The sequence below is a fragment of the Streptomyces sp. NPDC028991 genome (assembly GCF_055564775.1).
In genome coordinates, this window is sequence record NZ_JBVHVP010000001.1 from 170,737 (window position 1) to 197,376 (window position 26,640).

Here is a 26,640-nt window from a genome sequence, read left to right on the forward strand (position 1 = left end):
GCCCGCGATCGAGGAGTTGGGGATCATGAAGCTGTTGCGAGTCGGTACGGCGGGGTCGGAGCGACCCGCGCTGCTCGACGCCGACGGGACCCTGCGAGACCTGACGGGCGTGGTGACGGACATCGACGGAGCGCTGCTCGGCGACGAGGCCGCGCTCGGTCGGGTACGGGCCGCCGCCGAAGCCGGTGAGCTGCCCGCCCTGGACGCCGCGGGGCTGCGCGTCGGACCGCCCGTGGGAAGCATCGGGAAGATCGTGTGCATCGGGCTGAACTACCACGACCACGCCCGTGAGACCGGGGCCGAGCCGCCCGCCGAGCCCGTCGTCTTCTTCAAGGCGCCGGACACGGTCGTCGGGCCGGACGACACCGTGCTCGTGCCGCGCGGCTCCGCCAAGACCGACTGGGAGGTGGAGCTGGCGGTCGTCATCGGGCGCACGGCCCGCTATCTGGAGTCGGCGGAGGAGGGACTCGCGTGCGTCGCCGGGTACGCGGTCGCGCACGACGTGTCCGAGCGGGAGTTCCAGATCGAGCGGGGCGGGACCTGGGACAAGGGCAAGAACTGCGAGACGTTCAACCCGCTGGGGCCGTGGCTCGTCACCGCCGACGAGGTACCCGACCCCCAGCGGCTGTCGCTGCGGCTGTGGGTGAACGGGGAGCTGAAGCAGGACGGTACGACCGCGGACCAGATCTTCCCCGTGGGAGAGGTCGTGCGGTACGTCAGCCGGTTCATGGTGCTGCGTCCCGGCGATGTCATCAACACCGGGACGCCGGCGGGGGTGGCGATGGGACAGCCCGAGCCGAAGCCGTATCTGCGGGCGGGTGACGTCGTCGAGCTGGAGATCGAGGGGCTCGGGCGGCAGCGGCAGGAACTCAAGGACGCGTAGGCGCTCCGCTGGGGCTGGGGCTGGGGCTGGGGCTGGGGCTGGGGCTGGGGCTGAGGCCGGGGGCGGGGCCGGGGATCGCGGCGCGGCTGCGTCGTCGGCCGCGGGCCGGTTGCGGCCGGTCGCGCCCCCACGGCGGAGCCGCCCGTGTCAGAGCCCCGCGCCCCGCGCCCCGCGCCCCGCGCCCCGCGCCCCGCGCCCCGCGCCCCGCGCCCCGCGCCCCGCGGAGCGCGGAGCGCGGAGCGCCTTGCCTCACGCCAGCAGTGACGCGAGGCGGCGCCAGCCTTCCCGTGGCAGCGCGTCCGCCGGGCCGTCCTGCACCACCTGGAGTGCCACATGGTCCGCGCCCGCGTCGTGGAAGGCGTCGACGCGGGCGCGGATCGTGTCCTCGTCGCCCCAGGCGAAGACGGCGTCGATGAGGCGGTCGCTGCCGCCGCCGGTGACGTCGGCGTCGGTGAAGCCGAGGCTGAGGAAGTTCTTGGTGTAGTTCGGGAGTTCCAGGTACCGGGCGAGGTAGGCGCGGGCCGTCGCGCGGGCGCGGGCCGGGTCGGAGTCGAGTACGACCTTGAACTCCGGTGCCAGCAGCGGGCCCTCGCCGAGGGTCTCGCGGGCCCGCGCGGTGTGCTCGGGGGTGCCCAGGTACGGGATCGCGCCCGCCGCACGGTCCCGGGACAGCTCCAGCATCCTGGGGCCGAGCGCGGCCAGCACCCGGTGGCCGGCCCGCATGCCCGCCCTGTCCAGGTCGTCGAGGTAGCCGACCATCGTCGAGTACGGGCGCTTGTATCCGCCCACCATCGGGGCGTGGCTCACACCGAGACCGAGCACGAAGCGGCCGGGGTGGGACACCTCCAGCTCGGCGAAGCTCGCCGCCGCCTCGGACGCCTCGTGCTGCCAGATGCTCTGGATGCTGGTGCCGACGACGACGCGCGAGGTCGCCTCGATCAGCGGGGCGGCGTGCCGGGCGGCGCTGTTGCCGCCCAGCCACAGGGCGCCGTAGCCGAGCTGCTCCAGCTCTGCGGCGGCCTCGGCACGTTCGGCGCCGCCCGCCGGGTCCTCCGAGCGCAGTTGCACGCTCCAGACGCCGTACCGTCCGACCGATTCCCTCAAACTAGCCGTCGTGTCGTTCATCGGCCGCGATCCCTCCGGTGGGGCGTTGTGATCGTCCTTCGTACATCGCGTGCCAACCAGAGGGGCCGGGAAGTGATTCCCGGGGTCCGCCGTACGGACCCCGGAGTGCCGCCGTACGGACCCCGGGTGCCGCCGCCGTACGGGCTACTCGCCCAGGAACCGCTCCAGTGCCTCCACCACGAGCCGGTGGTCCTCCACCTGCGGGAGACCGGACACCGTCACCGCGCCGATCACCCCGACGTCCGCGACGGTGATCGGGAAGGAGCCGCCGTGCGCCGCGTACGTGTCCGCGTCGAGCCGCGAGGACTCCTCGAACGTCGTGCCCTTGGCGCGGAAACGGGACCCGACCAGGTACGACGCCGAGCCGTACCGCTCCACCACCCGGCGCTTGCGGGCGATCCAGGCGTCGTTGTCGGGGGTCGAGCCGGGCAGGGCGGCGTGGAAGAGCTGCTGGCCGGCGCGGTGGATGTCGATGGCCACCGGCGCCCGACGCTCCCGGGCCAGCTCGACCAGGAGGGAGCCGAGCGCCCACGCGTCGTCGTTCGTGAACCGGCGGAAGACCAGGCGGCGTTCCTGCGCCTCCAGGTCCTCCACGGTCGGGACCGCCGCGTCGGGTGCGGGGCTCACAGGGTCACCACCGCTCCGTCGCGGGCGGACCGGCGGGCCGCCTCCAGTACGTCCAGTGCGGCGGCCGCCTCCCGGGCGCCGACCGGGTTCGGGCCGTCCTCCAGGAGGGCCTTCGCCACCGCCGCGTAGTAGGCGGGGTAGTCGCCGGGAACGGTCGCCGCCACGCGTCCGCCGCCGGTCAGCGGGGACTCCCCGGAGCCCACGCGGCCCCACAGCGACTCGTCCTCTTCGCCCCAGCCGGGGCCGGGCCGCTTCCCCTCGCGCAAGGCCGCCTCCTGCGGGTCGAGGCCGTGCTTGACGTAGCCGGCCTTCGAGCCCAGCACCCGGAAACGGGGGCCGAGTTGCGCGGCGGTGGAGGAGACGTGGAGGTGGGAGCGGACGCCGTTCGCGTGCGTGATCGCGATGAACGTGTCGTCGTCCGCCTCCGCGCCCGCGCGCCGGACGACCGACTCGGCGTACACCTGCGTGGCCGGGCCGAAGAGGACGAGTGCCTGGTCGACGACGTGACTGCCGAGGTCGTACAGGAGACCTCCGATCTCTGCCGGGTCGCCGGACTCGCGCCAGCCGCCCTTCGGCTTCGGCCGCCAGCGCTCGAAGCGGGACTCGAAGCGCCATACGTCGCCCAGCGCGTCCTCGGCGAGCAGCCGGCGGAGGGTCAGGAAGTCGTTGTCCCAACGGCGGTTCTGGAAGACGGAGAGCAGCAGACCGCGCTCCTCCGCCAGCGCCGCCAGCTCCCGCGCCTCGGCCGCCGTGCCCGCGACCGGCTTGTCCACCACGACCGGCAGACCTGCCCTCAGGGCCGTCGTCGCGAGCGGCACGTGCGTCTTGTTCGGGGACGCGATGACGATCAGGTCCAGCTCGGCGGCCCGGTCGAACAGCTCGTCCGGTCCGGCGACGGTCCGCACGTCCGGGAACTCGGCGCGGGCCTGCTGCTGCCGGTCGGGGTTCGAGGTGACCACCGTGTCCAGGGTCAGGCCCTCGGTGGCGGCGATCAGCGGGGCGTGGAACACGGAGCCCGCGAGTCCGTAACCGACGAGGCCGACACGCAGCGGGGCGCCCGGCGCGTTGCCCGGGGGATTACCGGAGGGAGTACCAGTCATGCCTCCCACTTTCGCAACGCTGTTGCCAAAGTGCAAGCGCCGGAGACAATGGAGGCGTGAACAGGGCGAACGGCGGGGACGGCAGCACGGGCACGGGCACGGGCACGGGCATGGGTGCGGGTGCGGGTGCGGGTGCTGGTACGGGCACGGGTACGGGCCTTGCGGCGGGCGGCGCCAACCTGCTCGCCCTGCGCAGCCACAACACCGCCCTCGTGCTCGACCTGCTGCGCACCGCTGGCGCCGAGGGCATCAGCCGGCTCGAACTCGCCGAGCGGACCGGGCTCACCCCGCAGGCGGTCAGCAAGATCACCGCCCGGCTCCGGGAGGACGGCCTCGCCTCCGAGGCCGGACGCCGCGCGTCCACGGGCGGCAAGCCGCGCACGGTGCTGCGCCTGGTGCCGGACGCGGGCCACGCGCTCGGCGTCCACCTGGACCGGGACGAGCTGCGGGCGGTGCTGGTCGAGCTCGACGGCGCCGTGGTGGGGGAGCGGCGTTCCCCGCTGGACCTGGGCGCGGGCGCGGCGGACGTGGTGGAGGCGGTGGCCCGGGTGGCCCGGGAGCTGGTCGCCGACGCGCTCACCGTCACCCCGCCGGGGGGAGCTCTCGACGCCGCGCCCGGCCTCCTGGGCCTGGGCGTCGCCCTGCCCGGCCCACTGGACCACGTCCGGGGCGTGCTGCACCGCGTCACCGGCTTCCCGGAGTGGGACGGCTTTCCCTTGCGGGACGCGCTGGCGGAGCGGCTCGGGCTGCCGGTCGTCGTCGACAAGGACACCAACGCGGCGGCGCTCGGTCTCGCGGTCGGTCTCGCGGGCGGCGGCGAGGGCGGCTCGGGGGACGGCGCGGGACGTGGCGAGGGCGGCTCGGGGAGCGGCGCGGGACGTGGCGGGGCCGGTGGGGCGGGGGGTGGCCCAGGGCGCGGTGGAGGCGGTGGTGCGGGCGGCGGCCCAGGGTGCGGTGAAGGCGGCGGCGCGGGGAGCGGTGAGGCCCGCCGTGCGGGAGGCTCCTTCGCCTATCTGCACCTCGGTACGGGGCTCGGCGCGGGCCTCGTCTTCGGCGGCGGCGTGCACCGAGGCGCCCGGACGGGCGCCGGGGAGTTCGGGCACCAGGTCGTCCAGTTGGACGGGCCGCCCTGCACCTGCGGCGCCCGCGGCTGCGTAGAGGCCCTGTGTCTCGGTGCCGTCGCCCGCGGCGATCTCGCGGAGGCGGCCAGGGTGCTGGGCGCGGGCGCCGCGAACCTCGTCGGGCTGCTCGACATCGACCTGGTCCTGCTGGGCGGCCGTACCGTCGCCGCCGCCCCCGAGGCCTTCGTGCACGGGGTCGGCGCCGTCCTCGACGCCCGCGCCCGGCGCGAGGGCGGCCACGACGGCGCCGTACCGGTGCGGATCGCGCCCGGAGGGACGCGCGCGGTCGCGGAGGGGGCGGCCCAGTTGCTGCTCGCGCCGCTGTTCGGCCGGGGCGACACCTGACGGGGCGCGGTCGGTGTCGGCGCCCCGCTGCCGGACGACGACCGGACGAGGATCGGAGCGAGTGTCCCGGTGACCCGCCGCCCCGCGTGCCTCCGGGTGGCTCCGGGTGGCTCCGCCGGGACATTCGCTCCGATCGAGCCCTGTGGCGTACGCCTGTCCGCGCCGCCGCTCAGCGGCCCACCGCGCACGCGTCCCCGTTGAGCATGAACCGCGGCGGTGGCGACGCGTCTCCGGTGTGGTCGGCGAGGTAGCCCAGCGTCACGCTCGCGCCCGGCGCGAGCGTGGCGTTGTGCGGGGCGCTGCCCGCCGAGACCGTGTTGCTCCCCTGCGTCAGTTCCGTGTTCCAGTCGGAGACGACGGTCTGCCCGAGGGCGAGGGGGAACTCGAGTGTCCAGCCGTTCACCGGAGCGTCACCGGTGTTGGTGACGGTGAGGTCGACCGTCGTACCGGTGCCCCAGGCCGTGACCGTGCGGTCCACCCGGCAGGTGGGTTCCTCGCGCGTGAACGACACGCGGTGCAGGCCGCCGGGCAGGTCGTTCACCACGTAGAACTCCCCGTCGACGGTCGTGCCGATGGACGTCACCTGGGTGGGCATCTCACCGATCTCGGCCTGCTCGTAGCCGCCCCGGCCGTCGGGACGCAGCGCCCATACGGTGGACGAGCAGTAGTCGGTGGCGATGTACGTGCCGCCGACCAGGTCGGCGTACTCCCGGCCCCGGTAGACGTGGCCGCCGATCACCGAGCAGCCGCCGGTGTAGGGGGAGTAGGTGAAGACCGGCTCGGTGTACTCCTCGCCGGGCACGCAGTCTCCGCCGGCGAACTTCTCCAGCCCCTCGTAGCAGGACCAGCCCAGGTTCAGCCCGCCCCGCCCGGGGGCGATGTGGTCGACCTCCTCCCAGCGGCCCTGGCCGACGTCGCCGATCCACAGCGAGCCGTCGGCGCGGTCGAAGGAGAACCGCCAGGGGTTGCGCAGCCCGTACAGCCAGATCTCCTCGCGGGCGCCGGGGGTGCCGGCGAAGGGGTTGTCCGCGGGGACGCAGTAGGCGAGCGGGGCGCAGGCGCGGCTCACGTCGATGCGCATGATCTTGCCCAGCAGGGTGTCCAGCCGCTGCCCGGCGTCGAAGGGGTCGCCGGAGCCGCCGCCGTCGCCGATGCTCCAGTACAGGTGGCCGTCGGGGCCGAACGCGAGCTGGCCGCCGTTGTGGTTGCTGTACTCGGCGTGCTCCTGGGAGAGCAGGGGCTCCAGCCGGGACTCGTCGAGCCGGTAGCGGGCGAGGGTGACCGCGCCGTCGGGGAGTGCCGTGTACGCCAGGTACAGGTCCTGGCTGTCGGCGAAGTCGGGCGGGAGGGCGATGCCGAGCAGGCCGCGCTCGTTGCCCGACTCGTCCACGGCCGAGGTGACGTCGATCAGCGGGGTCCCGGCCAGGCCGGTGTCCGGGTGATAGACGCGGACGGTGCCGGACTTCTCGGTGATGAACAGCCGGTCCGTGCCGTCGTCGGGGGCGGCGAGGGCGGTGGGCCGTCTCAGTCCGGAGGCGACCTGGGTGGTGGTGGCGTTGAGTGACGGGAGGGGGACGGGGGACGCCTTCACCGGTTCTGCCGCAGCAGCTGCGACGGGCGCGGGCGTCAGGGTGGCCAGCAGGAGGGCCGACAGCAGCGCCGTGGCGAGGGTGCTCAGGGCGAGCGGCAGGCGGCGCCAAGTGTGGTGGACATGTATATGACAAGCCATGAGTCCTTCGGTCCTACTTTCCGTGGGCGTCGGTGGTGTGGGGTGTGCTGTGGGGGCTGTGGTGCGGGGCCGTGGTGCGGGCTGGGCGTGGGAGCGCTCCCGCACCCAGGCTGCGTCTCGCGAAGCGGAGCGGCAACGCGTGATTGCGCCACTTTCTCGCCGTCTGGCGCGAACAGGGCGGCAAAGCAGTGCGGCAAAGAGTGCTGCCGGTGGTCCTCCCTCCGGGTGTCATGGCTCGAATGGCGGTGCCCGCATCCGCGATCCATCGGCACGCTCATGTGTTTATGCGACTGTTCACGCCCGCGTCCCCCTGCCTGGTGGCGGCAGCCGCCCTCCTCGCCGCCGCCACCGCGTCCGCCGTCCCCGCGTCCGCCGTCCCCGCGCACGCGGACCCCCAAGCCCCGCTGCCCGCCTGTACGGCCCCGGACGACCACACCTTTCCGCTCACCACCCGCATCCACGGCGGCCCCGCCGGCTACGAGGCGGGCGGTGGCTACGGAACCTGGTACCTGGATCTCACCAACACCACCTCCCGCACCTGCGAGGGCATCCACCCGGTCGTCGTACTCGTCGACGAGCGGCGGGCCCTGGAACCCTCGCAGCCCCGTCTGGAGTTCTACGACGGCTCCCAGCCGCGCCCTGTCGCCTTCGAGGCGACCGACCGGGACGAACTGATCGGCGCGTTCGGCGAAGGTGAAGGCGGAGGCGGAGGTGGAGGGGAAGGCGGTGGCGCCTTCCCGGGCTTCACCGTCGGCCCCGGCAAGACCCTCACCGTCAAGGTGCGCCTCGCGCTCACGTCGGACACCGCCCCCAACGAGGTCACCGCCAACGCGGCCGTGGTCCAGCGGCGCGGCGGCGACGGCGAGTGGATCGGCCAGTCGAACGACTACCGCTTCCGCGTCCGGACCGGTGAGCCGGCCGCCGGGACGAGCACCGGCCCCGCCACGCCGTCCGTCGCCGCCACCCCGGACGACCGGGGCACCGGCATCCCGTTCGCCGACGAGCTCGCCGGCACCGGACTGGGCCGGGTGGACGCGGCCCTGGGCGCCACCGCTCTGCTCATCGCCGCAGGCGGCGCGGCCGTACTGCTGGCCCGCAGGCGCCGCTGACCCGGCCGGCCGCAGGGACCCGGCCGACGGGCGCGGTTGATCCGCGCCCCGCCCAGGGACCGCAGCCCGGAGCCTGGGGCGTGTGCCCGTCGGCCGCTGCTCCGGAGTCCGGGGCGCCCGCCCGTCGCTCACTGCCCGCAGACCGAGGCACCGCCCACCGCCCACCGCCCGGAACCCGGGCCCCGCCCATCGTCCCGCAGTGCGAGGCCCCCGCCCCTCGGCCCCGCCCACCGCCCGGAACCCGGGCCCCGCCCACCGTCCCGCAGTCCGAGGCCCCCGCCCTTCGTCCCTGCCCCGCAGCCCGAGGCGCCCCCGCCACCCCCGTCTGCGACCATCCCTGCGTGGACTATCCGAACGACCAGGCCCCGGGCGCCCCCGTCCGCTCCGGGATCCCGGAGCACGGCCGCGTGCCGAAGTACTACGCCGTCAAGGCGCGGATCGACCGTCTGGTCGGCGAACTGGGGGAGGGCAGCGCCATCCCCACCGAGCGGGACCTCTCCGAGCGGTACGAGGTCGCCCGCGAGACCGTCCGGCAGGCCCTGCGCGAGCTGGTACTGGAGGGCAAGCTGCGCCGGCAGGGGCGCGGCACCGTGGTCGCGGGCCCCAAGCTGGCGCAGCCGCTGTCCCTGGCCAGCTACACCGAGGGCGTCCGGCGCCAGGGCCGTACCCCCGGCCGCGCACTCGTCACCCTGGACCGCTTCCCCTGCCCCGACGCGCTCGCCGCCGAGACCGGCCTCACGCGCGGGGAGCCGGTCTGGCACCTGGAGCGGGTGCTGCTCGCCGACGACGAGCGGGTCGGCCTGGAGAGTACGTACGTCGCCGTGGCCCGCATCCCCGCCCTGGACACCGCCTTCGACCCGGACTCGTCCTTCTACGCTCATCTCGCCGAGCAGGGCATCGCCTTCGGTGACGCCGACGAACGCATCGAGACCGTGCTCGCCACGCCGCGCGAGGCCCTGCTGATCGGCACCCCGCCGGCGCTCCCGATGCTGCTCATCCACCGCGTCTCCCGGGACACGGAGGGCCGCCCGCTGGAACGCGTCCGGACGCTGTACCGGGGCGACCGCTTCTCCTTCACGGCCCACTTGCGCGGCTGAAAAGCGCCCCTGCCGAGGGCTGCCACCTTCTCCCCGTCCATAACGGAAACATAACGGGTCTAGCCCAAACGTGACGACCAGTTCACGCTCTCGTTGTCGACCGGATTCCTCCGGTTCCCCGATGCCAAGGAGCGTGACGGTTGTGAGAGTGATAGTCGTCGGAGCCGGCGTGGTGGGCACCATGCACGCCTGGCACGCAGTGAACCGCGGCCACGAGGTCGTACAGATCGAGCGCGAGACCGAGGCCCGCGGTGCCTCACTGCGCAATTTCGGCCAGATCTGGGTCAGTGGCCGCGCGGGTGGAGAGGAACTGGAGACCGCGCTGCGGGCGCGGGAGCTGTGGGAGGAGATCGGCGGCCGGGTACCGGCGCTGGGCTTCCGCCCCAACGGCTCCCTGACCCCGGTCCGCGGCGAACCGGAACGCGCGGTCGCCGAGGCGGCCGTCGCCCGCCCGGACGCCGCCGCCCGCGGCCACAAGCTCCTCACTCCCGGTGAGGCCCGCGCCCTGAACCCCGCCCTGCGCGGCGAGTTCGACGCCGCGCTGTACTGCGAGCGGGACGCGGCGGTCGAACCGCGCACCGCGCAGCTCGCCCTGCGCGCCGAGCTGCGCAAGTCCTCGCAGTACACCTTCCTGCCCGGCCGCGAGGTCCGCGACGTCGTCGGCGAGCGGGCCGTCCGCGACGACCACGGCGACGTGCACACCGGCGACGCGGTCGTCCTGTGCCCCGGCGCCTGGCTCGGCGGCCTCGTCCGTGAACTGGCCGGGCCCGACCTGCCCGTGCGCCGGGTCCGTCTCCAGATGATGCAGACCGACCCGCTGGGCGAACAGCTGACCACCTCGGTCGCCGACGCCGACAGCTTCCGCTACTACCCCGCGTACGACTCGCCCGCGCTGGACGAGCTGAACGCGCGCCGGCCGCAGCCGGCCACGGCCGCGGAGCACAAGATGCAACTGCTGATGGTGCAGCGTGCCGACGGCGGCCTGACCATCGGCGACACCCACGAGTACGAGCACCCCTTCGCCTTCGACACCGTCGAGGACCCCTACGAGCACCTCACCGGTGTCGTCGAGTCCCTCCTCGGCCGCCCGCTGCCCAGGATCCGCCGCCGCTGGGCCGGGGTGTACGCGCAGTGCACCGACAAGAGCCGGGTCGTGTACCGGCAGCGGGTGCGCGACGGCGTCTGGCTGGTCACCGGGCCCGGCGGGCGCGGCATGACCTGCTCGCCCGCGATAGCCGAGACCACCGCGAACGAACTGGGCTGGTGAACGACATGAACCACACCCCCGAAGCACACTCCACCCCCGAAACTCCCCCCACCCCCGAACCGGACCCCACCCCCGACGGCATCCGCCTCGTGGTCCTCGACATGGCCGGCACCACCGTCGCCGACGGCGGCCTCGTCGAGCGTGCCTTCGACACCGCCGCCCGCGAACTGGGCGTCGAGCCCGGCACCGCGGACCACGCCGAAAAGCTCGACCACGTCCGCGCCACCATGGGCGAATCCAAGATCTCCGTCTTCCGGCACCTGTTCGGCGACGAGGACCGCGCCCGGCACGCCAACGCCACCTTCGAGAAGGCGTACGGCGAACTCGTCGACGGCGGCCTGGTCGCCCCCGTGCCCGGCGCCCGCGAGGCTGTCGAGGAACTGGCGGCCGACGGCCGCACCGTCGTCCTGACCACCGGTTTCGCCCGCGTCACCCAGGACGCCATCCTCGACGCGCTCGGCTGGCGCGGCCTCGTCCCGCTCACCCTGTGCCCCGCCGACGCCGGCGGGCGCGGACGGCCCTACCCGGACATGGTGCTGGCGGCTTTCCTGCGTACGAAGGCCGCCGACGCCGTACGCCAGGTCGCCGTCGTCGGCGACACCTCGTACGACGTGCTCAGCGGCGTACGGGCCGGCGCGGGCCTGGTCGCCGGGGTGCGCACCGGGGCCCATGGCGACGACGCCCTCCGCGAGGCGGGCGCGGGCCACGTCATCGACTCCGTCGCCGACCTGCCCGCCCTCCTGCGGGGAACCGGCTGATGGGCGCCGGCGGCATTCGCTTCGACCACGTCACCGTCGCCTACGACGGCAGCGTCGTGCTCGACGCCCTGGACCTCACCGTCGAACCGGGCGAGGTCATGGCGCTCCTCGGGCCGTCCGGATCCGGCAAGACCACCGCCCTGCGGGCGGTCGCCGGGTTCGTACGGCCCGCCTCGGGGCGGGTCCTGCTCGGCGACCGCGACGTCACGGACCTGCCCCCGCACCGGCGCGGCATCGGCATGGTCGTCCAGCAGTACGCCCTGTTCCCGCACATGCGGGTGGAGGACAACGTCGCCTTCGGGCTCCGCGCCCGCAAGGTCCCCCGCGGCGAGATACGGGAGCGGGTCGCCGAGGCGCTGGACATGGCCGGCATGGGCGCCTACGCCCGCCGTTACCCCCGCGAGCTGTCCGGCGGCCAGCAGCAGCGCGTCGCCATCGCCCGCGCGCTCGCCATCCGGCCCGGCGTCCTGCTCCTCGACGAACCGCTGTCCGCGCTCGACGCCCAGCTCCGTTCCGGCATGCTCGCCGAACTGGCCCGCCTGCACCGCGAGCTGCCCGACGTGTCGATCCTCTACGTCACCCACGACCAGGTGGAGGCGCTGACCCTCGCCGACCGGATCGCCGTGATGGACAGGGCCCGCCTCCAGGCCTGCGGCACCCCGCGGGAGCTGTACCGGGCGCCGGCCAACGAGTTCACGGCGTCCTTCGTGGGCAACGCCAACCTGCTGCCGGTGACGGTGCGGCCGGGCGGGGTCTTCCTCGGGGAGGCCGAGCTTAAGGTCGACACGAACGGCGCCGCGCCGGGCGCCTCGGCCACCCTGTGCGTACGGCCACACCTCGTCGGACTCGGCGCGGGCGCAGGCGCGGGTGAGGGCCAGCTCGGGGGCGAGGGCGAGGGAGAGGCCGGGGGCGAGGGCACCAACCGGCTCACCGGTACGGTCGGCGAGATCCAGTGGCGGGGAGCGACGCACCGGCTGTACGTCGACGTGGACGGACACCGGGTCATGGCCGACCTGCGCGAGCTGCGGGACCCACCCGCCCACGGCGACCCCGTCACCCTGCACTTCGCCCCCGAGGACGCGGTGCTGCTCACGGCCGGGGTGGGCGGACATGGCTAGCGCGACGATCGGCACACCGGCCGGGACGCGCCGGACCCGGGCCAAAGCCCCGGCCGTGATGTGGGCGCTGCCCCCGGTCGCCCTCCTCGCCCTCGTCTTCCTCTATCCGCTCGCCCTCGTCGTCCAGCAGTCCTTCCGGCCCGACACCGGCGGCACCTCGGTGGAGCCCTACGCCGACGTCTTCGCCTCGGCCGCCTTCCGCGAGGCGCTGTGGACCACCGTGTGGCTGGCCGTGGCCGCCACCGTCGGATGCCTGGTCCTCGGGTTCGTGCTCGCGCTGGTCATCGCCTTCGTGCCGTTCCCGGGGGCCAAGGCGGTGGCCCGCTTCATCGACGTCTTCCTGTCCTTCCCGTCCTTCCTGATCACGCTCGCCCTGCTCTTCGTCTACGGCACGGCCGGCCTGGCCAACGGCGCGTGGACCGACGTCACGGGGGCCGCCGAGGGACCGTTCCGGTTCCTGACCACGCCCTGGGGCGTGCTGCTCGCGGAGATCACGTACTTCACGCCGTTCGTGATGCGTCCGCTGCTCGCCGCCTTCTCACAGCTGGACACCGGCCAGCTGGAGGCCGCCGGTTCGCTGGGCGCCCGCGCGCCGCGCATCATCCGGCAGATCATCCTGCCCGAGGCGCTGCCCGCCCTCGCGGCCGGCGGCAGCCTCGTCCTCGTCCTGTGCCTGAACGAGTTCGGCATCGTGCTCTTCACCGGCGCCAAGGGCGTCACGACCCTGCCGACGCTCGTCTACGGCAAGGCGATCCTGGAGTCCGACTATCCGGGCGCCTGCGTGGTCGCCGTCGTCAACGTCCTGATCTCCGTGGGCCTCTACAGCCTCTACCGGGTGGTGAGCCGCCGTGCTGGTGCATAGCCGCGGGGCGAGGCGGGCCGTGTGGACGGTCTTCCTCCTCCTCTTCCTGCCCCTGTTCGCCCTGCCACTCCTCGTGGTCCTCGGTGCCTCCTTCGCCACCAACTGGTCCAGCGTCCTGCCCTCCGGCTTCACCACCGCCAACTACCGGGCGGCCACCCGCGGCGAGGCCCTCCAGGCGCTGACCACCAGCCTGGTCACCGCGGTCACCGCCGGCCTCCTCGCCCTCGCCACCGGCACCTGGGCCGCCCTCGCCGCGGCGGCGCTGCGCAAGCGGCACCGCAAGGTGCTCGACGCCCTGTTCGTGCTGCCGGTCGCCGTGCCGTCCGTCGTCGTCGGCCTCGCGACACTCGTCGCCTTCTCGCAGCCGCCGATGCTGCTCAACGGCACCCGCTGGATCGTGATCATCGCCCACTCCGTCCTGGTCACCGCCTTCGCCTACCAGTCGGTTGCCGCGGCGATCACGCGCCTCGACCCGGCCTACGAGCAGGCCGCCGCCTCCCTGGGCGCCTCCCCGGCGTACGTGCTGTGGCGGGTGCGGCTGCCGCTGTTGCTGCCCTCCCTGACCGCCGCCGCCGGCCTCTGCCTCGCCCTGTCCATGGGCGAGCTGAGCGCCACGATGATGCTCTACCCGCCCGACTGGACCCCGTTGCCGGTCCTGATCTACGCGTCCACCGACCGCGGCGCACTGTTCACCGGCTCCGCCCTCGCCGTCGTCCTGATGGCGGCGACCCTGCTGGTGCTGCTCGCCGTCTCCAGGATCCGCACCAGAGCCTCGTACCGGTAAAGCACCGCCCTCCACCCGGGTTCTCCCCGACACGCAAGGAGTTCACCTCGCCATGCCCAGGAACGCCCGCAAGCCGCTCGCCGCCCTCGCCGCCCTCGCCGTCCCCCTGACGGCCTGCTCCGGGACCTCCGCCGCCTCCGACGAGAACGTCGTCACCGTCTACAGCGCCGACGGCCTCAAGGGCGAGAACGGCGACGGCTGGTACGACCAGGTCTTCGAGGACTTCGAGAAGGAGACCGGCATCAAGGTCGAGTACGTGGAGGGCGGCTCCGGCGAGATGGTGCAGCGCACCGCCCGCGAGAAGCACAACCCGCAGGCCGACGTGCTCGTCACCCTCCCGCCGTTCATCCAGCAGGCCGACACCAAGGGCCTGCTCCGGAAGTACGCCCCGAAGGGCGTCGACCAGGTCAGCGGCGCCGACAAGGCCGCGAACGGCACCTGGACCGCCGTCGTCAACAACTACTTCGGGTTCGTCCACAACAAGAAGGAGCTGAAGCAGGCGCCCACCACCTGGGAGGAACTGCTCGACGGCAAGTACGAGAACAAGCTCCAGTACTCCACCCCCGGCGTCGCCGGCGACGGCACCGCCGTCCTCATCAAGGCCATGCACGACTTCGGCGGCGAGAAGCCCGCCATGGAGTACCTGGAGAAGCTCCAGGCCAACAACGTCGGCCCGTCCGCCTCCACCGGCAAGCTCGCCCCCAAGGTCGACAAGGGCGAACTGCTCGTCGCCAACGGCGACGTCCAGATGAACTTCGCCCAGTCCAAGTCCATGCCCAGCCTCGGGATCTGGTTCCCGGCCCGCGAGGGCGGCAGCCCCACCACCTTCGCCCTGCCGTACGCGGCCGGCCTGGTCACCGACGGCCCGCACAGCGAGAACGGCAGGAAGCTCCTCGATCACATGCTGAGCCGGAAGGCGCAGACCCAGGTCAGCGAGATCGGCGGCGGCTTCGCGGCCCGCGAGGACGTCGAGGCCACCGACGCCAACGCCATCGCGCTCACCAGGCTGATGGACGGCGTCGAGGTCTTCGAGCCCGACTGGGAGGACATCGAGAACAACCTCACGTCCTACATCGACGCCTGGAAGTCGGCCACCGGCAACTGACCGGCCGGATCCGGCCCCGCCCCGCCGCACCACGGGAACGGTCACGGGCGGGGGAACGGTCACGGGCGGGGGAACGGTCACGGGCGGGGTCGCCGAACGGCGAACGGCAGGGCTGGTCCTTTGTCCTTCCCCGGCGACGAATGGCATGACGAGTCCGGCACCGGGGGATCGACGGGGTCCGTCCGGCGCGGTCCTGATTAGGCTGTGGGGCGTCGGTACGCCGCGGTTCCGGCGCCCCCGCCCTCGTCCCACCGCAATGCCAGGGAGTTCGTTGCACATGGCAGACCGCAAGCCCATCGAGTCGTGGCTCACCGACATGGACGGCGTCCTCATCCACGAGGGCGTGCCGATCCCCGGCGCCGACGCCTTCCTCAAGAGGCTCCGTGAGTCCGGCAAGCCCTTCCTGGTCCTCACCAACAACTCGATCTACACCCCGCGCGACCTGCACGCCCGGCTGCGCCGCATGGGTCTGGAGGTGCCGATCGAGTCCATCTGGACCTCGGCGCTGGCCACCGCCAAGTTCCTGGACGACCAGCGGCCCGGCGGATCGGCGTACGTCATCGGCGAGGCCGGCCTGACCACGGCGCTGCACGACATCGGCTACATCCTCACCGACCACGAGCCCGACTACGTGGTCCTCGGCGAGACCCGCACCTACTCCTTCGAGGCCATGACGAAGGCGGTACGGCTGATCAACGCCGGTGCCCGGTTCATCTGCACCAACCCCGACGAGACCGGCCCCTCCACCGAGGGGCCGCTCCCGGCGACCGGCGCGGTGGCCGCCCTGATCACCAAGGCGACCGGCAAGCAGCCGTACTTCGCGGGCAAGCCGAACCCGCTGATGATGCGCACCGGGCTCAACGCGATCGGTGCCCACTCCGAGACCAGCGCGATGATCGGCGACCGCATGGACACCGACGTGCTGGCCGGCATAGAGGCCGGGATGCAGACCTACCTCGTCCTCACCGGCCTGACCCGCCCCGAGCAGGTCGAGAACTTTCCGTACCGCCCGTCCAAGGTGGTCGACTCCATCGCCGACCTGGTCGAACGAGTCTGAAACCCGTACTTCCACGGCAAACCCACAGCCCCCCGGTATGACCCGTTCGGAGCAGCCGGCCCCCGCGCAGGATGCGGGGGCCGGTCCAGCGGGGGAGTCTCCAGGTAACTGGAGGTACACGATGGGCTCACTGAAAGTCACTTTCTGTGCCGGAGTCGCGCTGGCCGCGGCGCTCGCACCGGTCGCGGCCCTCACACCGGCCGCGTACGCGGTGGACGGCTCAGGCGTCTCGGTGTCGCCGTCCACGCCCGCCCCCGGCAGCGACGTCGAGCTGCGGGTGGCGGACTGCACCGAGAAGACGGCCGTCGCCGTCTCGGCCGCGTTCGTCTCGGACGTGAAGCTCACCCTCGCCGCGAAGGACGGCGTCCTCGTCGGGGCCGGCACGGTCCGCTCCACCATGGAGGCCGACGCGTACGCCGTGCGGGTCGAGTGCGGCCAGGACGCCCGTGAGGGCACCATCACCGTCGCCGGGAAGCGGCACCGGGCCGCGCCCGCCGCGCCCGCCTCGCCCGTCGCCCCCGTCGACGCGGGCGGCGGCGGCACCGCGCGACTGGCCGCCGCCGAAACCCGGGACGAGGCCCGCCCCGAACCCCCCGGCACGGCGCACACCGTGACCGGTCTGGTCCTCGCCGGCATCGCCGCCGTCGCCGTCGCGCTGCGCAGTGTCCGCAGCCGGAGCCGCGGGACGGACTGAGCGATCATGTCCGAACAGGACCGGCAGTCCGCCGTCGGCCCCGGCCGCCTGGTGACCGGCATCGCCTGGGTGGTGCTGCTCCTCGGGCTGTGGCTGTGGGGCCGCGAGGCCACCGACGTGCGCGAGGGCATATCCCGGCCGGCCACCGGCGACATGGCGGCGGCCGGCCGGCCCCCGGACACACCGCTGCCCCCCGCCCACGCACCCCTCGGCAACGCCCTGCCGCAGCGGCTCGACGTCCCCGGGCTCGACATCCGGGCCCCGGTCGTCGCCCGCGGCCTCGACGCCAAGGGCGCCATCGAACCACCGCCCTTCGACCGGCCCGGCTCCGTCGGCTGGTACGCGGACGGCGTGACCCCGGGAGAGGCCGGGACCGCGCTGATGGTGGGCCACGTCGACACCGAGACCCGGCCCGCCGTCTTCTACGAGATCAGCACCCTGGAGCCCGGCGAGACGATCCGGGTGGTCCGCGACGACGCGGAGGTCGCCGAGTTCACCGTCGACGACGTCCAGGTCCTCACCCGCGACGGCTTCGACGCCCGGCAGGCCTACGGGCCGCACAGCACGGGCCGCGCCGAGCTCCGCCTGATCACCTGCGGCGGCGCCTTCGACCGAGCCACCAACAGCTACACGGCCAACGTGGTCGTATCGGCCTACCTCACGGGTACCGGCCGCTGAGAACCTCCGGGCCGGTACCCGGGAACCTCCTGGGGTCCACGGGCGTATGTCAGGATTGAGCCTTGGAACAGTGCACCCAGGGGGGTTGGATGTACGGCAGCAGGGGGGCCGGAAGCTTGTCCGCGAGGCGAGCGTCCGCAGCGGTGCTGGGGGCGGCACTGCTGCTCGCGGGCTGCTCCTCGTCCGGTGACGGCGGGGACAAGGACAACGACAAGAACGCGGGCGCCGGGATAACGCAGCAGCCCAGGGAGGCCGACCCGTTCTGGGTCAATCCGGACGGCAACGCGGCCCAGCAGCTGGCGGCCTTGCAGAAGTCCGACAAGAAGGAGCAGGCCGAGCAGATCCGCAAGATCGCCCAGCAGCCGACCGGCGAGTGGATCAGCCCGGAGAACCCCGAGGAGCAGGCCCGCGGCTTCACCGAGGCCGCCGACGAGGCCGGGCGCACCGCCCTGCTCGTCCTCTACAACATCCCGCACCGCGACTGCGGCCAGTACTCGGGCGGCGGCGCCGCCGACGGCAACGCCTACCGCGACTTCGTCGACGGCGTGGCCAAGGGCATCGGCGACCGCTCCGCCACGGTCATCCTGGAACCCGACGCGGTGCTCCACCTGGTGGACGGCTGCACCCCGGAGCAGTTCCACGAGGAGCGCTACGACCTCCTCAAGGGCGCCATCGCCAAGCTCACGGCGCTGAAGAACACCAAGGTCTACCTGGACGCGGGCAACGCCGGCTGGGGCCACCCCGACCAGATCTTCGAGCCGCTGAAGTGGGCGGGCATCGACCAGGCCGACGGCTTCTCGGTCAACGTCTCGAACTTCTACACCACCGAGGACTCCATCGCCTACGGCAAGCAGCTCTCCGCCAAGGTCGGCGGCAAGCACTTCGTCATCGACACCAGCCGCAACGGCAACGGCCCCTACACCGAGGGCGACCCGGGCGAACGCTGGTGCAACCCGCCGGGCCGCGCCCTCGGCGAGACCCCGACGACCAAGACCGCCGACCCCCTCGTGGACGCCTACCTGTGGGTCAAGCGCCCCGGGGAGTCGGACGGCGAGTGCAAGGGCGGCCCGAAGGCCGGCGAGTGGTGGCCCGAGTACGCCTTGAAACTGGCGCAAGGGTAGGGAACCCAGGGGCGCGGGGCTGTGACATTTGCGGCTACCGCCGCGGGGGCGCGACAAGCCACAGCGCTCCCGCACCCGAAGACCCAGCTGCGGGAGCGCTCTACGGAACGTGCACCCACTCCGCCTTGGAAGGCGTCCCCTCCCCGTCGGTCACGAACATCATGTACCACCCCGACTGAACCAGGTTCTTGTTCTCAGGCACCGTCACCGTCAGCTTGTCCCCGTCCGCCTCGAAGTCCAGCGCGATCGACCGCTGATCCACGTCGGTGACATGCGTCGACGCGCTCGGCCGGATCAGCCGCACCTTCTTGACCGACTCCGCCGCCCGGGACGTGAACGTCCCCGACTCACCACGCTCGATGGTCTGCGGCCCCCCGGAGAGATCCGGCCGGGAATCCCGGTACAGATACGGCGGCGTGTAGATCTCGATGCGCTGTTCGAACTTGCCCGGCTTGGTGTTCGCCTTGTCGGCGTAGAGCGAGTCCGACCCGAAGAACATCATGCGTCCGTCGGGCAGCAGGATCGAACCGGAGTGGTAGTTCCTGCCGACCAGCGGATCGGCGACCCGCTCGAACTCGTTGGTGTCCGGGTGGTACAGCCGGGCCTGGAGGATGTTGGAGTCGCTGCGGCCCCGGTAGTCCTCCGAACCGCCGGAGACCAGCACGCTGTCGTCGGGCAGGATCGAGGCCTGCGGATAGCGCGTGCCCTTGTCCAGTGACGGCCCGTCCACGAACTCCGGGGCGTCCGCCTTGAGGTCGACGATCCGGGTCTTCTCGCTGGACAGCTTGGACTCGCCGACCCCGCCGCCGCCGATCACCATGTACTTCTCGTCCTGCGCGGGCGGCAGCAGCACCGAGTTGGCGGTCTCCAGCATGTCGGCGTCGCTCAGGCCGGGGACCTTGGTGAACTTGTTGGTCTCCACGTCCCAGATGCCCGGGTCGCGGCCCACGTCGTCGGGGCCGTAGCCGGCGTTCGCACCCGAGTAGAAGATCTTGCCGTTCTGCATCAGGAACAGCGCCGGGTACGTGGGGAACTGGCGGACCTTCTCGGTGTAGGTCCACTCCTTGGTCTTCGGGTCGTAGATCTCGTTCTTGCCCGGGACCAGCTGGCCGATGTCGTCGAGGCCGGAGACGCTGAGGATCTTGCCGTCGCTCAGGGTGGTGAGCGTCGGGTACCAGCGGGCCTCGTGCATCGGGTCGACCTTGATGTACTTCTCGGCGACCGGGTCGAACTCGAAGGCGTCCCGGATGCCCTGGAAGTCCTTCTTGTCGAGGGCGAGCTTCTGCGCGATGCCGTAGGTGTTGCGGGCGTCGTCGCCCGACAGTCCCTCGACGCGGTAGTTGTCCTGGGTACCCGTCTCGTACTGGCGGCCGCTCTTCTGCGCCTCGACGTAGATCCGGCCGAGGCCGGGGTCGTTGCGCAGGAACTCGCCGGTCGCCTTGTCGAAGACCTTCTTGGCGCGGGGCACCAGCACCGGGTCCTTGGAGACGAAGGTCTTGCCGTTCTCCTTGCCGGTGAACTTGGTGCCCGCCGGCAGTGTGATCGGCTCGTCCGGGTTCTCGTTGTGGACGATCATCAGGCCGCCGGCCTTGGTGACGTCGCCCTTGAGCTTCTCGTACCGCTTGGTGCCGCCCGCGATCAGCAGGTTGCCGTTGGCGAGCTGGGTGTGGCCGGTGCAGAACAGGTCGGTGGGCGTCGGCACCTTCTTGATGGACCCCTTGACCGGGTCCCAGATCCGGGTGTCGAACTGCTTCGCGTCGAAGTTGTCCTGGTTGTTGCCCGACCCGGCGACGAGCAGCACCTTGCCGGTGCGCAGCAGCGCCGCGTGGATGGTGTTCTGCCGGTACTTCTCGGGAAACTCGACGATCTCCCACTTGCCGTTGTCGGCTTTGTACTCCGGCTTGTTGATCTTGTACTGGTGGTATTTCTCGGTTCCGAAGCGGTAGAGCCACGGTCCGTTCATCCCGGCCAGCGCGACTACCACCGCCGTACCTATCGCAAAGCGACGGGCGCGACGGCGGCCGGCACGGTCCTTCATTCCTTACGTCCCCCAAGTCCACCAAGGGCGATCTGCATGGTCTGGTCGTTGCCTCCGTCGGAGGCCGCCCAGCTGGGCTTCTGCTGCGGCGCGTGCGGCGCGTGCTGCGTGTACGGCGCGTACGCCTGCGCGGGTGCCGCGTCCGCGGGTGCGGGCTGCTGCTGCGACGGGACCCGCGACTCGGGCTCCGACGCCACGGCCGGCGGTTGCTTCTTCGCCTTGCGCAGTTCGTGGCGCCAGGCGAACATCGGCGACGCGGTGATCAGCAGCGCGAACGTCGCCCAGATGATCATCGCGGGGTGCGAGTGGCCGAAGGCGAAGCCCGCGGCGATCGAGCCGCCGAAGATCAGGATGAAGTACCAGTGGTACCGGAAGGTCCCGAAGAGGGTGTCCGGGCTGGCCGAGTCGCCCTTCGGCGTCACCACGAACTTGCTCTTGCGGCGCAGCACCGAGTCGATGAGGGCCTTCGCGTACAGCGGCGCCGACAGCGCGGACATCACCATGCCGGCCACCCCGCCGGAGCCCTCCGGCTCGTGCGGCGAGACGTTGTGGCGGCGGTTCCAGACGTACAGGCCGATCTGGAGGGCGGAGGCGTTGCCGTAGAGCATCAGCCAGACGGCCGGGTCGATGTTCACACCCGAGGCGCCCAGGCCCAGGAACAGGCAGCAGCTCAGCGCCGCCAGGATCCAGTTCAGGGCCGACATCGGGTAGAAGATGATCATCATCGTGTAGTTGAAGAGCTTGCTCGGCGGGAGCGAGTACCAGCCCTTCCAGTACTGCTTGAGGATCGTCTCGTACGTCCCCCGGGACCAGCGCATCTGCTGGGTGAAGAAGTCCGTCCAGGCGTTCGGGCCCTCGCCGACCGCGAGCACGTCCGGGGTGTAGACCGAGCGCCACTTGCGTCCCGTGGCCGGGTTCTTGTGGCGGTGGATCTCGAAGCCGGTGGCCATGTCCTCGGTGATCGAGTCGTACAGACCGCCGATCTGCTTGAGCGCGCTGATGCGCACCGCGTTCGAGGTGCCCACGAACATGGGGGAGCCGTAGCGGTTGCCGGCACGCTGGATCAGGGCGTGGAAGAGGAACTGCTGCGACTCGGCGGCCTTGGTGATCGGATTGTCGTAGTTGCCGTAGACCTGCGGGCCGATGACGAAGCCGACGTCCGGGTCGCGGAAGAAGCCGAGCATCCGCTCCAGGTAGTTGGGCAGCGGCACGTGGTCGGTGTCGACGGAGGCGAAGAAGTCGTAGTCGTCGCCGTGCGCGTCGAGCCAGGCGTTGTAGTTGCCGTGCTTGGTCTTGGCGCGGTGCGGGCCCTTGGGCATGTTCCACTTCGCGACACCCTTGCGGGAGAAGTGGTGCACGCCGAGGCGCTCGCAGACCGCCTTCACCTCGGGGTCGTCGCCCTCGTCGAGGAGCCAGACGTGCATCAGGCCGCGGTGGCGGATCCTCACGGCCGCCTCCAGGGTCTTCGTCACCATCTCCAGCGGCTCCTTGCCGGGCACGAAGGAGGTGAGGAAGGCGACCCGGGTGCCGGTCTCGGGCACCACCGGGATCGGGTCCCGGGCGACCAGCGTCGCGTGCGCGTTCGACAGCACGTTCAGGCAGCGGAACAGCTCGATCAGGCCGATCGAGACGAGCATCACGATGTCCAGCGCGGGCAGCCAGTCGAAGGCCGCGTAGTCGCGCTCGGTCCAGTGCGTGGGCTGCAGCAGCCAGACCAGTAGCACCACCGACAGCAGCGGGGCGGCGGCCAGCATCAGGGCGACCCGGATGCGGTGCGGCTCCTGCGAGATCAGGGAGCGGTACTGCACCTTGTACGGCTTGTGCGGGTCGGGCTGGGTGAGGGGGCCCGCGAGCCGGCTGTAGTGCTCGTAGTCGTACCTCGGCAGGGTCTTCTGTATCCGGCGGAACGAGCCGGTGTTCCAGGTCCGATGCGCGGGCACCCTGAGCTGGGTGGTCTGGGACGGGTCGTGGTCCTGCCCGGCGCCCGTCGGCGTCGACGTCATGAGTCATCCCCCCACACGCGCATCACGCGTGTTTCGTCGCTTCCATCGTCCGCTCGGGTCCCCCTCGACCTTCACGGACGTAACAGTGGTGGGTTGCTGTCACCACGGCATCCACACCTTATATAGACATGGAATGGCGACCCCCGGTTGCATGATGCCCCCCTCGGCATCCGGCCCCCCAACCGGACCAGGGTTCTACGGTGTTCGTCATGATCGCAAGATGTCCGGAGGCCGGGTACGCCGAAGGCCCCCCGTGTGCTACGGGGGGCCTTCGACCGTCTGTGCGCCGCCAGGGACTCGAACCCCGGACCCGCTGATTAAGAGTCAGCTGCTCTAACCAACTGAGCTAGCGGCGCCTGCTGACCTGCACGACTCTACCGGATGCCGGGCGGTGCTCCGGACCGCCCCCGGGAGTCTCCGGCAGCTCGCGCAGGGGTGCGCCGACGGCCGTGTACATCATTCGGACCGTCAACATGCGCGCGAAGAAGACAGTTGAGAAACTGACCGACATGTACCGAAGTATGCCGCCGCGGACGTTTTCAGCGGGAGTGTGAGAGGAATCGCATGGAGGCTCCCGTATTCGAGGAAATCGACCCCGCGAGCGACTGCGACTGCCCTGGTTGCCGTCACTGGCGGCGCGTCCTGCCGCATTCCCCGGCCGGCCGCGCCCCCGCCCATCCGGCCGCCCACCGCGCGCTGGTCTTGGCCACCGCGGCCGCTGCCACCGCCGCCGCCTCCGCGCTCGGCGCGAGTCCGGCGGCAGCGGTACCGGCCGCCGCCCACGCACCGCACCGGCCGGGTGTTCCCGCAGGTGAGACGCCCGACACCCCGCAGGGGCCGAGGGCCCCGCTGCACGGCCCGCCCGGCCGGCCGGCGGCGCCCCCCGCCGGTGCGGAACTGGCCGCGATCACCCGTACGGAGATCATCAACCGGGCCAAGACCTGGGTCACCGCGAAAGTGCCCTACAGCATGACCGCCTACTGGTCCGACGGCTACCGGCAGGACTGCTCGGGTTATGTGTCGATGGCCTGGAAGCTGCCCACGAACGAATGGACGGGCAGCCTCGGCGCGTTCGCCGACCCCATCACCAAGGAGGAACTCCAGCCCGGCGACATTCTGCTGTTCCACAATGCGGCCGACCCCCAGAAAGGCTCCCACGTGGTGATCTTCGGCGGCTGGACGGACCACACCCGCACCGCCTACACGGCCTACGAACAGACCCCGCCGCACACCCGCAAGCTCGCCACGCCCTACGCCTACTGGAGCAACTCCGCCAAGTACCTGCCCTACCGCTACAAGGGCGTCACCACGACCACGGCCGGCGGGGCGCCCGCCGGCACGGCCTATCCGGGGGCGTCCTCCTTCGGCCCCGGCGCCGACAACGAGAACGTGACCGAGCTGGGCCGGATGCTCGTCGCCCGCGGCGCCGGGCGCTTCTACGCCTCCGGACCCGGCCCCCGCTGGTCGGACGCGGACCGCAGGGCCACCGAGGCGTTCCAGCGGGCCCAGGGCTGGCGGGGCGAGGACGCCGACGGGCTGCCCGGCCCCGGCACCTGGCGGCTGCTGAAGACGGGCAAGGGGCAGAACGTCGCGGCCCCCGCGCCCGGTCCCGCCGCGCCCCCCGCCTCGCACGGGGTCGCCGGATACCCCGGACGGGCGATGTTCCGGCCGGGCGCGAACAACCCCTACGTCACCAGGCTCGGCAGGCGGTTGGTGGAGAGGGGATTCGGCACGTACTACACGACCGGGCCGGGCCCGCGCTGGGGCGAGGCGGACCGGCGGGGCGTCGAGGCCTTCCAGCGCGCCCAGGGCTGGCGCGGCGGCGCGGCGGACGGCTACCCGGGCCCGGAGACCTGGCGGCGTCTCTTCTCCTGACCGCCCGCCCAGACCGCCCGCCCGGCGGTGACCACCCGTTCATGACGCATCTGGCGCGGAGGCTGGAGCACCATGAGTACGACCTCATCCACGAACCCGGACACCAAGCCGCCGGCCCCGGCGGGACCCGCGGCCCCCGAAGGGGCGGCGGAGGCAGGCCACCGGCCCGCCCGGCTCATCCAGAACGAGGCCACCACCGAGATCCCCGTCCACCTGCTGTTCCGCGACGACCTCGATCCGGCGCCGGTACCGCTGCGGCCCGCGGTCGTCGGCCGCCGGCAGGGCACGGGGGAGCAGCCCCGGACGCGGCGCCCCGTCGCCGCGCGCCCGCGTCCGGTGCCGAGCGTCGACCCGGAGCTGACGGAGCGTCCGGCCCGGGTGCTGCCCGGAGCGGCGGGAGTGGCCGCCGGGTTCTGCGGGGCGGCGGGCTGCGCGCTCACCTCCTGGTGGGCCGGGGCCCTGCCGCCGCTCGCGGCCGAGGCTCTGGGGCTGCCGGCGTACGCGGGGGCGGGGACCGGGCCCGCGCAGTGGGCGGCGTACGCGGTCGCCGGGGCGCTGGGGCTGTTCGGGTTCGGCGGGCTGGCCCGGGGCCGGACCGGGCAGGCCTGGGTGCTCGGGCTGTTCGGCCGCTACCGGGGGACCGTCCGGCGCACCGGCCTGATGTGGGTCAACCCGCTGCCGCTGCGCCGCCGGGTCGACGTACGGCTGCGGCACTGGCGCAGCGAGCCGATGCCCGCGGCCGACGGCAACGGGGTCGCGCTGCGGGCGGTGACGCTGGTGGTGTGGCGGGTGCGGGACACCGCGAAGGCCACGCTCGGCGTCGAGGACCACGAGACGTATCTGCGCGAGTGCGTCGAGGCGGCGCTGGCCCGGGTCCCGGTGGAGCCGCTCGGCACGGTCCGCAGTTCGGCGGACGTGGCCGGCGACACGCTGACCCGGCTGGTGGCGGCCGACGCGGCGCCGGTCGGCCTGGAGGTGTTCTCGGTGCGACCGGTCCGGGTGGAGTACGCCCCCGAGGTCGCCGCCGCGATGCACCGGCGCCGGATCGCCGCGCTGGACGCGGCGCAGCGGGCGAGCGTGCTCACCTCGGTCGTGGACTCGGTGGAGGACACGGTGACCCGGCTGACCATGCGCGGGCTGGTCGAACTCGACGACTACGAGCGCAAGGTGCTGGTGAAGGACCTGACGGTGGCGTTCTGCGCGGGGCGGGGGGACACGGGGCACTGACCCGTTCCCCGGGTTCGTCGATTGGTATGGACATGTTCAACCAACGGCAATAATCTGAGACTTGGTCTAGACCTGCACGGCTCACTGAACTTCCCCCACGTCACAGGAGCAGCAGTATGCGTACCAGGACCAAGTTGTACGCCGCCGCGGTGGGCATGGCGACCACCGGAGCCCTCGTGCTCTCGTCCGGCGGTGCCAGCGGCCACGGCTACACCGACCTGCCGGTCAGCCGGCAGAAGGTCTGCCAGAACGGCACCGTCAGCGGCTGCGGCGCCATCCAGTGGGAGCCGCAGAGTGTCGAGGGCCCCAAGGGCTTCCCGGCGGGCGGACCGGCCGACGGGCGGATATGTTCCGCGAACAACACGCGGTTCGCCTCGCTCGACAGCCCGAAGGCCCCGAACGGCCAGGCGTGGCCGACCACCAGGGTGAACGGCGGGCAGAACTACACCTTCCGCTGGCAGTTCACCGCCCGGCACGCCACGACCGACTTCCGGTACTACGTCACCAAGCCGGGCTGGAACCAGAACCACAACCTGGCCCGGTCCGACCTCAACCTCACGCCGTTCTTCACGGTGCCCTACGGCGGCAAGCAGCCGCCGGCCACCCTCTCCCACAGCGGCACGCTGCCGTCCGGGCTGAGCGGGCACCACGTCATCCTCGCGGTGTGGACGGTCGCCGACACGGGCAACGCGTTCTACGCGTGCTCGGACGTGACCTTCTGAACGGCCGGCCGGCCGAACACGCGAAGGGCCCCCTCGCCTGGGCGAGGGGGCCCTTCTGCTGTGCGCCGCCAGGGACTCGAACCCCGGACCCGCTGATTAAGAGTCAGCTGCTCTAACCAACTGAGCTAGCGGCGCATGACTCCCGCCGTCCGCTTCCCGCGGCCGGCGACGACGAAAATACTACCTGGTCCCGGG

The 26,640-nt window shown here is 72.4% G+C and carries 23 protein-coding genes and 2 tRNA genes; 17 read left to right on the plus strand and 8 right to left on the minus strand.

The genetic code is table 11. The annotated features are described in order from the left end of the window. Positions 1 to 25 precede the first annotated feature (25 nt). Positions 26 to 883 carry a fumarylacetoacetate hydrolase family protein gene (locus ACZ4V1_RS00730; protein ID WP_468327689.1) on the plus strand — a complete coding sequence of 286 codons (858 nt, stop codon included), beginning with the start codon at positions 26 to 28 and terminating at the stop codon, positions 881 to 883. A 249-nt stretch (positions 884 to 1,132) separates the two neighbouring features. Here ACZ4V1_RS00730 and ACZ4V1_RS00735 read toward each other — a convergent pair whose 3' ends face one another. The 3 genes from ACZ4V1_RS00735 to ACZ4V1_RS00745 form a co-directional block, all read right to left on the minus strand. Then, positions 1,133 to 2,008, minus strand: coding sequence for an LLM class F420-dependent oxidoreductase (locus ACZ4V1_RS00735; protein ID WP_468327691.1), 876 nt, complete (start codon positions 2,006 to 2,008; stop codon positions 1,133 to 1,135). 144 nt (positions 2,009 to 2,152) lie between these two features. Continuing rightward, the gene (locus tag ACZ4V1_RS00740) at positions 2,153 to 2,635 is read right to left on the minus strand and encodes a heme-degrading domain-containing protein (RefSeq protein ID WP_468327693.1); all 483 of its coding nucleotides are present in this window, start codon (positions 2,633 to 2,635) and stop codon (positions 2,153 to 2,155) included. Next, the gene (locus ACZ4V1_RS00745; RefSeq protein WP_468327695.1) at positions 2,632 to 3,735 is read right to left on the minus strand and encodes a Gfo/Idh/MocA family oxidoreductase; all 1,104 of its coding nucleotides are present in this window, start codon (positions 3,733 to 3,735) and stop codon (positions 2,632 to 2,634) included. The genes ACZ4V1_RS00740 and ACZ4V1_RS00745 overlap by 4 nt, the downstream gene beginning before the upstream one ends. Positions 3,736 to 3,845: 110 nt before the next feature. On the opposite strand from ACZ4V1_RS00745, the gene ACZ4V1_RS00750 reads away from it, so the two are divergent. Then, a complete protein-coding gene (locus ACZ4V1_RS00750) occupies positions 3,846 to 5,201 on the plus strand; it encodes an ROK family transcriptional regulator (RefSeq protein WP_468328885.1) in 1,356 nt (451 codons plus the stop codon). A gap of 169 nt (positions 5,202 to 5,370) precedes the next feature. Here ACZ4V1_RS00750 and ACZ4V1_RS00755 read toward each other — a convergent pair whose 3' ends face one another. Further along, on the minus strand, positions 5,371 to 6,930 hold the full coding sequence (locus tag ACZ4V1_RS00755; protein WP_468327697.1) for a PQQ-dependent sugar dehydrogenase: 1,560 nt from the start codon (positions 6,928 to 6,930) through the stop codon (positions 5,371 to 5,373). 284 nt (positions 6,931 to 7,214) lie between these two features. Between ACZ4V1_RS00755 and ACZ4V1_RS00760 the strand changes: the two genes are divergently transcribed. The 12 genes from ACZ4V1_RS00760 (at position 7,215) to ACZ4V1_RS00815 (ending at position 18,580) form a co-directional block, all read left to right on the plus strand. Beyond that, positions 7,215 to 8,039, plus strand: a complete 825-nt coding sequence (locus tag ACZ4V1_RS00760; protein WP_468327699.1) for a hypothetical protein — start codon at positions 7,215 to 7,217, stop codon at positions 8,037 to 8,039. Between the two features lie 341 nt (positions 8,040 to 8,380). Further along, positions 8,381 to 9,136: a GntR family transcriptional regulator gene (locus ACZ4V1_RS00765; RefSeq protein ID WP_468327701.1), complete on the plus strand. Its 756-nt coding sequence runs from the start codon at positions 8,381 to 8,383 to the stop codon at positions 9,134 to 9,136. 142 nt (positions 9,137 to 9,278) lie between these two features. Further along, complete coding sequence (locus ACZ4V1_RS00770; protein ID WP_468327703.1) at positions 9,279 to 10,403, plus strand: TIGR03364 family FAD-dependent oxidoreductase; 1,125 nt, start codon at positions 9,279 to 9,281, stop codon at positions 10,401 to 10,403. Positions 10,404 to 10,408: 5 nt separating this feature from the next. Further along, a complete protein-coding gene (locus ACZ4V1_RS00775; protein ID WP_468327705.1) occupies positions 10,409 to 11,161 on the plus strand; it encodes a phosphonatase-like hydrolase in 753 nt (250 codons plus the stop codon). Continuing rightward, on the plus strand, positions 11,161 to 12,279 hold the full coding sequence (locus ACZ4V1_RS00780) for an ABC transporter ATP-binding protein (RefSeq protein WP_468327707.1): 1,119 nt from the start codon (positions 11,161 to 11,163) through the stop codon (positions 12,277 to 12,279). The genes ACZ4V1_RS00775 and ACZ4V1_RS00780 overlap by 1 nt, the downstream gene beginning before the upstream one ends. Further along, positions 12,272 to 13,141, plus strand: a complete 870-nt coding sequence (locus tag ACZ4V1_RS00785; protein WP_468327709.1) for a 2-aminoethylphosphonate ABC transporter permease subunit — start codon at positions 12,272 to 12,274, stop codon at positions 13,139 to 13,141. The genes ACZ4V1_RS00780 and ACZ4V1_RS00785 overlap by 8 nt, the downstream gene beginning before the upstream one ends. After that, complete coding sequence (locus ACZ4V1_RS00790) at positions 13,128 to 13,925, plus strand: ABC transporter permease (RefSeq protein ID WP_468327711.1); 798 nt, start codon at positions 13,128 to 13,130, stop codon at positions 13,923 to 13,925. Before ACZ4V1_RS00785 ends, ACZ4V1_RS00790 begins: the two co-directional genes overlap by 14 nt. Positions 13,926 to 13,977: 52 nt before the next feature. Further along, positions 13,978 to 15,030: a 2-aminoethylphosphonate ABC transporter substrate-binding protein gene (locus ACZ4V1_RS00795; RefSeq protein WP_468327713.1), complete on the plus strand. Its 1,053-nt coding sequence runs from the start codon at positions 13,978 to 13,980 to the stop codon at positions 15,028 to 15,030. Between the two features lie 277 nt (positions 15,031 to 15,307). Continuing rightward, entirely contained in the window at positions 15,308 to 16,087 is a 780-nt protein-coding gene (locus tag ACZ4V1_RS00800; protein WP_468327715.1) for an HAD-IIA family hydrolase, read from the plus strand. A gap of 121 nt (positions 16,088 to 16,208) precedes the next feature. Continuing rightward, positions 16,209 to 16,781: a hypothetical protein gene (locus ACZ4V1_RS00805; RefSeq protein WP_468327716.1), complete on the plus strand. Its 573-nt coding sequence runs from the start codon at positions 16,209 to 16,211 to the stop codon at positions 16,779 to 16,781. Positions 16,782 to 16,787: 6 nt separating this feature from the next. Further along, positions 16,788 to 17,459, plus strand: a complete 672-nt coding sequence (locus ACZ4V1_RS00810; protein ID WP_468327717.1) for a class F sortase — start codon at positions 16,788 to 16,790, stop codon at positions 17,457 to 17,459. A gap of 89 nt (positions 17,460 to 17,548) precedes the next feature. Then, the gene (locus ACZ4V1_RS00815) at positions 17,549 to 18,580 is read left to right on the plus strand and encodes a glycoside hydrolase family 6 protein (protein ID WP_468327718.1); all 1,032 of its coding nucleotides are present in this window, start codon (positions 17,549 to 17,551) and stop codon (positions 18,578 to 18,580) included. A gap of 100 nt (positions 18,581 to 18,680) precedes the next feature. On the opposite strand, the gene glxA is transcribed toward ACZ4V1_RS00815, so the two are convergent. The 3 genes from glxA to ACZ4V1_RS00830 form a co-directional block, all read right to left on the minus strand. After that, positions 18,681 to 20,618, minus strand: coding sequence for a radical copper oxidase GlxA (gene glxA, locus ACZ4V1_RS00820; protein ID WP_468327719.1), 1,938 nt, complete (start codon positions 20,616 to 20,618; stop codon positions 18,681 to 18,683). Then, on the minus strand, positions 20,615 to 22,621 hold the full coding sequence (locus tag ACZ4V1_RS00825) for a glycosyltransferase family 2 protein (RefSeq protein ID WP_468327720.1): 2,007 nt from the start codon (positions 22,619 to 22,621) through the stop codon (positions 20,615 to 20,617). The genes glxA and ACZ4V1_RS00825 overlap by 4 nt, the downstream gene beginning before the upstream one ends. Before the next feature lie 282 nt (positions 22,622 to 22,903). Further along, a tRNA-Lys gene (locus tag ACZ4V1_RS00830) sits at positions 22,904 to 22,977 on the minus strand. 208 nt (positions 22,978 to 23,185) lie between these two features. Between ACZ4V1_RS00830 and ACZ4V1_RS00835 the strand changes: the two genes are divergently transcribed. The 3 genes from ACZ4V1_RS00835 (at position 23,186) to ACZ4V1_RS00845 (ending at position 26,445) form a co-directional block, all read left to right on the plus strand. Then, the gene (locus tag ACZ4V1_RS00835) at positions 23,186 to 24,496 is read left to right on the plus strand and encodes a peptidoglycan-binding protein (protein WP_468327722.1); all 1,311 of its coding nucleotides are present in this window, start codon (positions 23,186 to 23,188) and stop codon (positions 24,494 to 24,496) included. Between the two features lie 72 nt (positions 24,497 to 24,568). Next, a complete protein-coding gene (locus ACZ4V1_RS00840; protein WP_468327724.1) occupies positions 24,569 to 25,723 on the plus strand; it encodes an SPFH domain-containing protein in 1,155 nt (384 codons plus the stop codon). Between the two features lie 116 nt (positions 25,724 to 25,839). After that, entirely contained in the window at positions 25,840 to 26,445 is a 606-nt protein-coding gene (locus tag ACZ4V1_RS00845) for a lytic polysaccharide monooxygenase auxiliary activity family 9 protein (RefSeq protein WP_468327726.1), read from the plus strand. Between the two features lie 61 nt (positions 26,446 to 26,506). On the opposite strand, the gene ACZ4V1_RS00850 is transcribed toward ACZ4V1_RS00845, so the two are convergent. Next, a tRNA-Lys gene (locus tag ACZ4V1_RS00850) sits at positions 26,507 to 26,580 on the minus strand. Between the last annotated feature and the right edge of the window lie 60 nt (positions 26,581 to 26,640).

Coding starts and splice junctions, on each gene's coding strand:
- ACZ4V1_RS00730 (WP_468327689.1), top strand. CDS start 26: ATGAAGCTGTTGCGAGTCGGTACGGCGGGGTCGGAGCGACCCGCGCTG.
- ACZ4V1_RS00735 (WP_468327691.1), bottom strand. CDS start 2,008: ATGAACGACACGACGGCTAGTTTGAGGGAATCGGTCGGACGGTACGGC.
- ACZ4V1_RS00745 (WP_468327695.1), bottom strand. CDS start 3,735: ATGACTGGTACTCCCTCCGGTAATCCCCCGGGCAACGCGCCGGGCGCC.
- ACZ4V1_RS00750 (WP_468328885.1), top strand. CDS start 3,846: ATGGGTGCGGGTGCGGGTGCGGGTGCTGGTACGGGCACGGGTACGGGC.
- ACZ4V1_RS00755 (WP_468327697.1), bottom strand. CDS start 6,930: ATGGCTTGTCATATACATGTCCACCACACTTGGCGCCGCCTGCCGCTC.
- ACZ4V1_RS00760 (WP_468327699.1), top strand. CDS start 7,215: ATGCGACTGTTCACGCCCGCGTCCCCCTGCCTGGTGGCGGCAGCCGCC.
- ACZ4V1_RS00775 (WP_468327705.1), top strand. CDS start 10,409: ATGAACCACACCCCCGAAGCACACTCCACCCCCGAAACTCCCCCCACC.
- ACZ4V1_RS00780 (WP_468327707.1), top strand. CDS start 11,161: ATGGGCGCCGGCGGCATTCGCTTCGACCACGTCACCGTCGCCTACGAC.
- ACZ4V1_RS00785 (WP_468327709.1), top strand. CDS start 12,272: ATGGCTAGCGCGACGATCGGCACACCGGCCGGGACGCGCCGGACCCGG.
- ACZ4V1_RS00795 (WP_468327713.1), top strand. CDS start 13,978: ATGCCCAGGAACGCCCGCAAGCCGCTCGCCGCCCTCGCCGCCCTCGCC.
- ACZ4V1_RS00800 (WP_468327715.1), top strand. CDS start 15,308: ATGGCAGACCGCAAGCCCATCGAGTCGTGGCTCACCGACATGGACGGC.
- ACZ4V1_RS00805 (WP_468327716.1), top strand. CDS start 16,209: ATGGGCTCACTGAAAGTCACTTTCTGTGCCGGAGTCGCGCTGGCCGCG.
- ACZ4V1_RS00810 (WP_468327717.1), top strand. CDS start 16,788: ATGTCCGAACAGGACCGGCAGTCCGCCGTCGGCCCCGGCCGCCTGGTG.
- ACZ4V1_RS00815 (WP_468327718.1), top strand. CDS start 17,549: ATGTACGGCAGCAGGGGGGCCGGAAGCTTGTCCGCGAGGCGAGCGTCC.
- glxA (WP_468327719.1), bottom strand. CDS start 20,618: ATGAAGGACCGTGCCGGCCGCCGTCGCGCCCGTCGCTTTGCGATAGGT.
- ACZ4V1_RS00825 (WP_468327720.1), bottom strand. CDS start 22,621: ATGACGTCGACGCCGACGGGCGCCGGGCAGGACCACGACCCGTCCCAG.
- ACZ4V1_RS00835 (WP_468327722.1), top strand. CDS start 23,186: ATGGAGGCTCCCGTATTCGAGGAAATCGACCCCGCGAGCGACTGCGAC.
- ACZ4V1_RS00840 (WP_468327724.1), top strand. CDS start 24,569: ATGAGTACGACCTCATCCACGAACCCGGACACCAAGCCGCCGGCCCCG.
- ACZ4V1_RS00845 (WP_468327726.1), top strand. CDS start 25,840: ATGCGTACCAGGACCAAGTTGTACGCCGCCGCGGTGGGCATGGCGACC.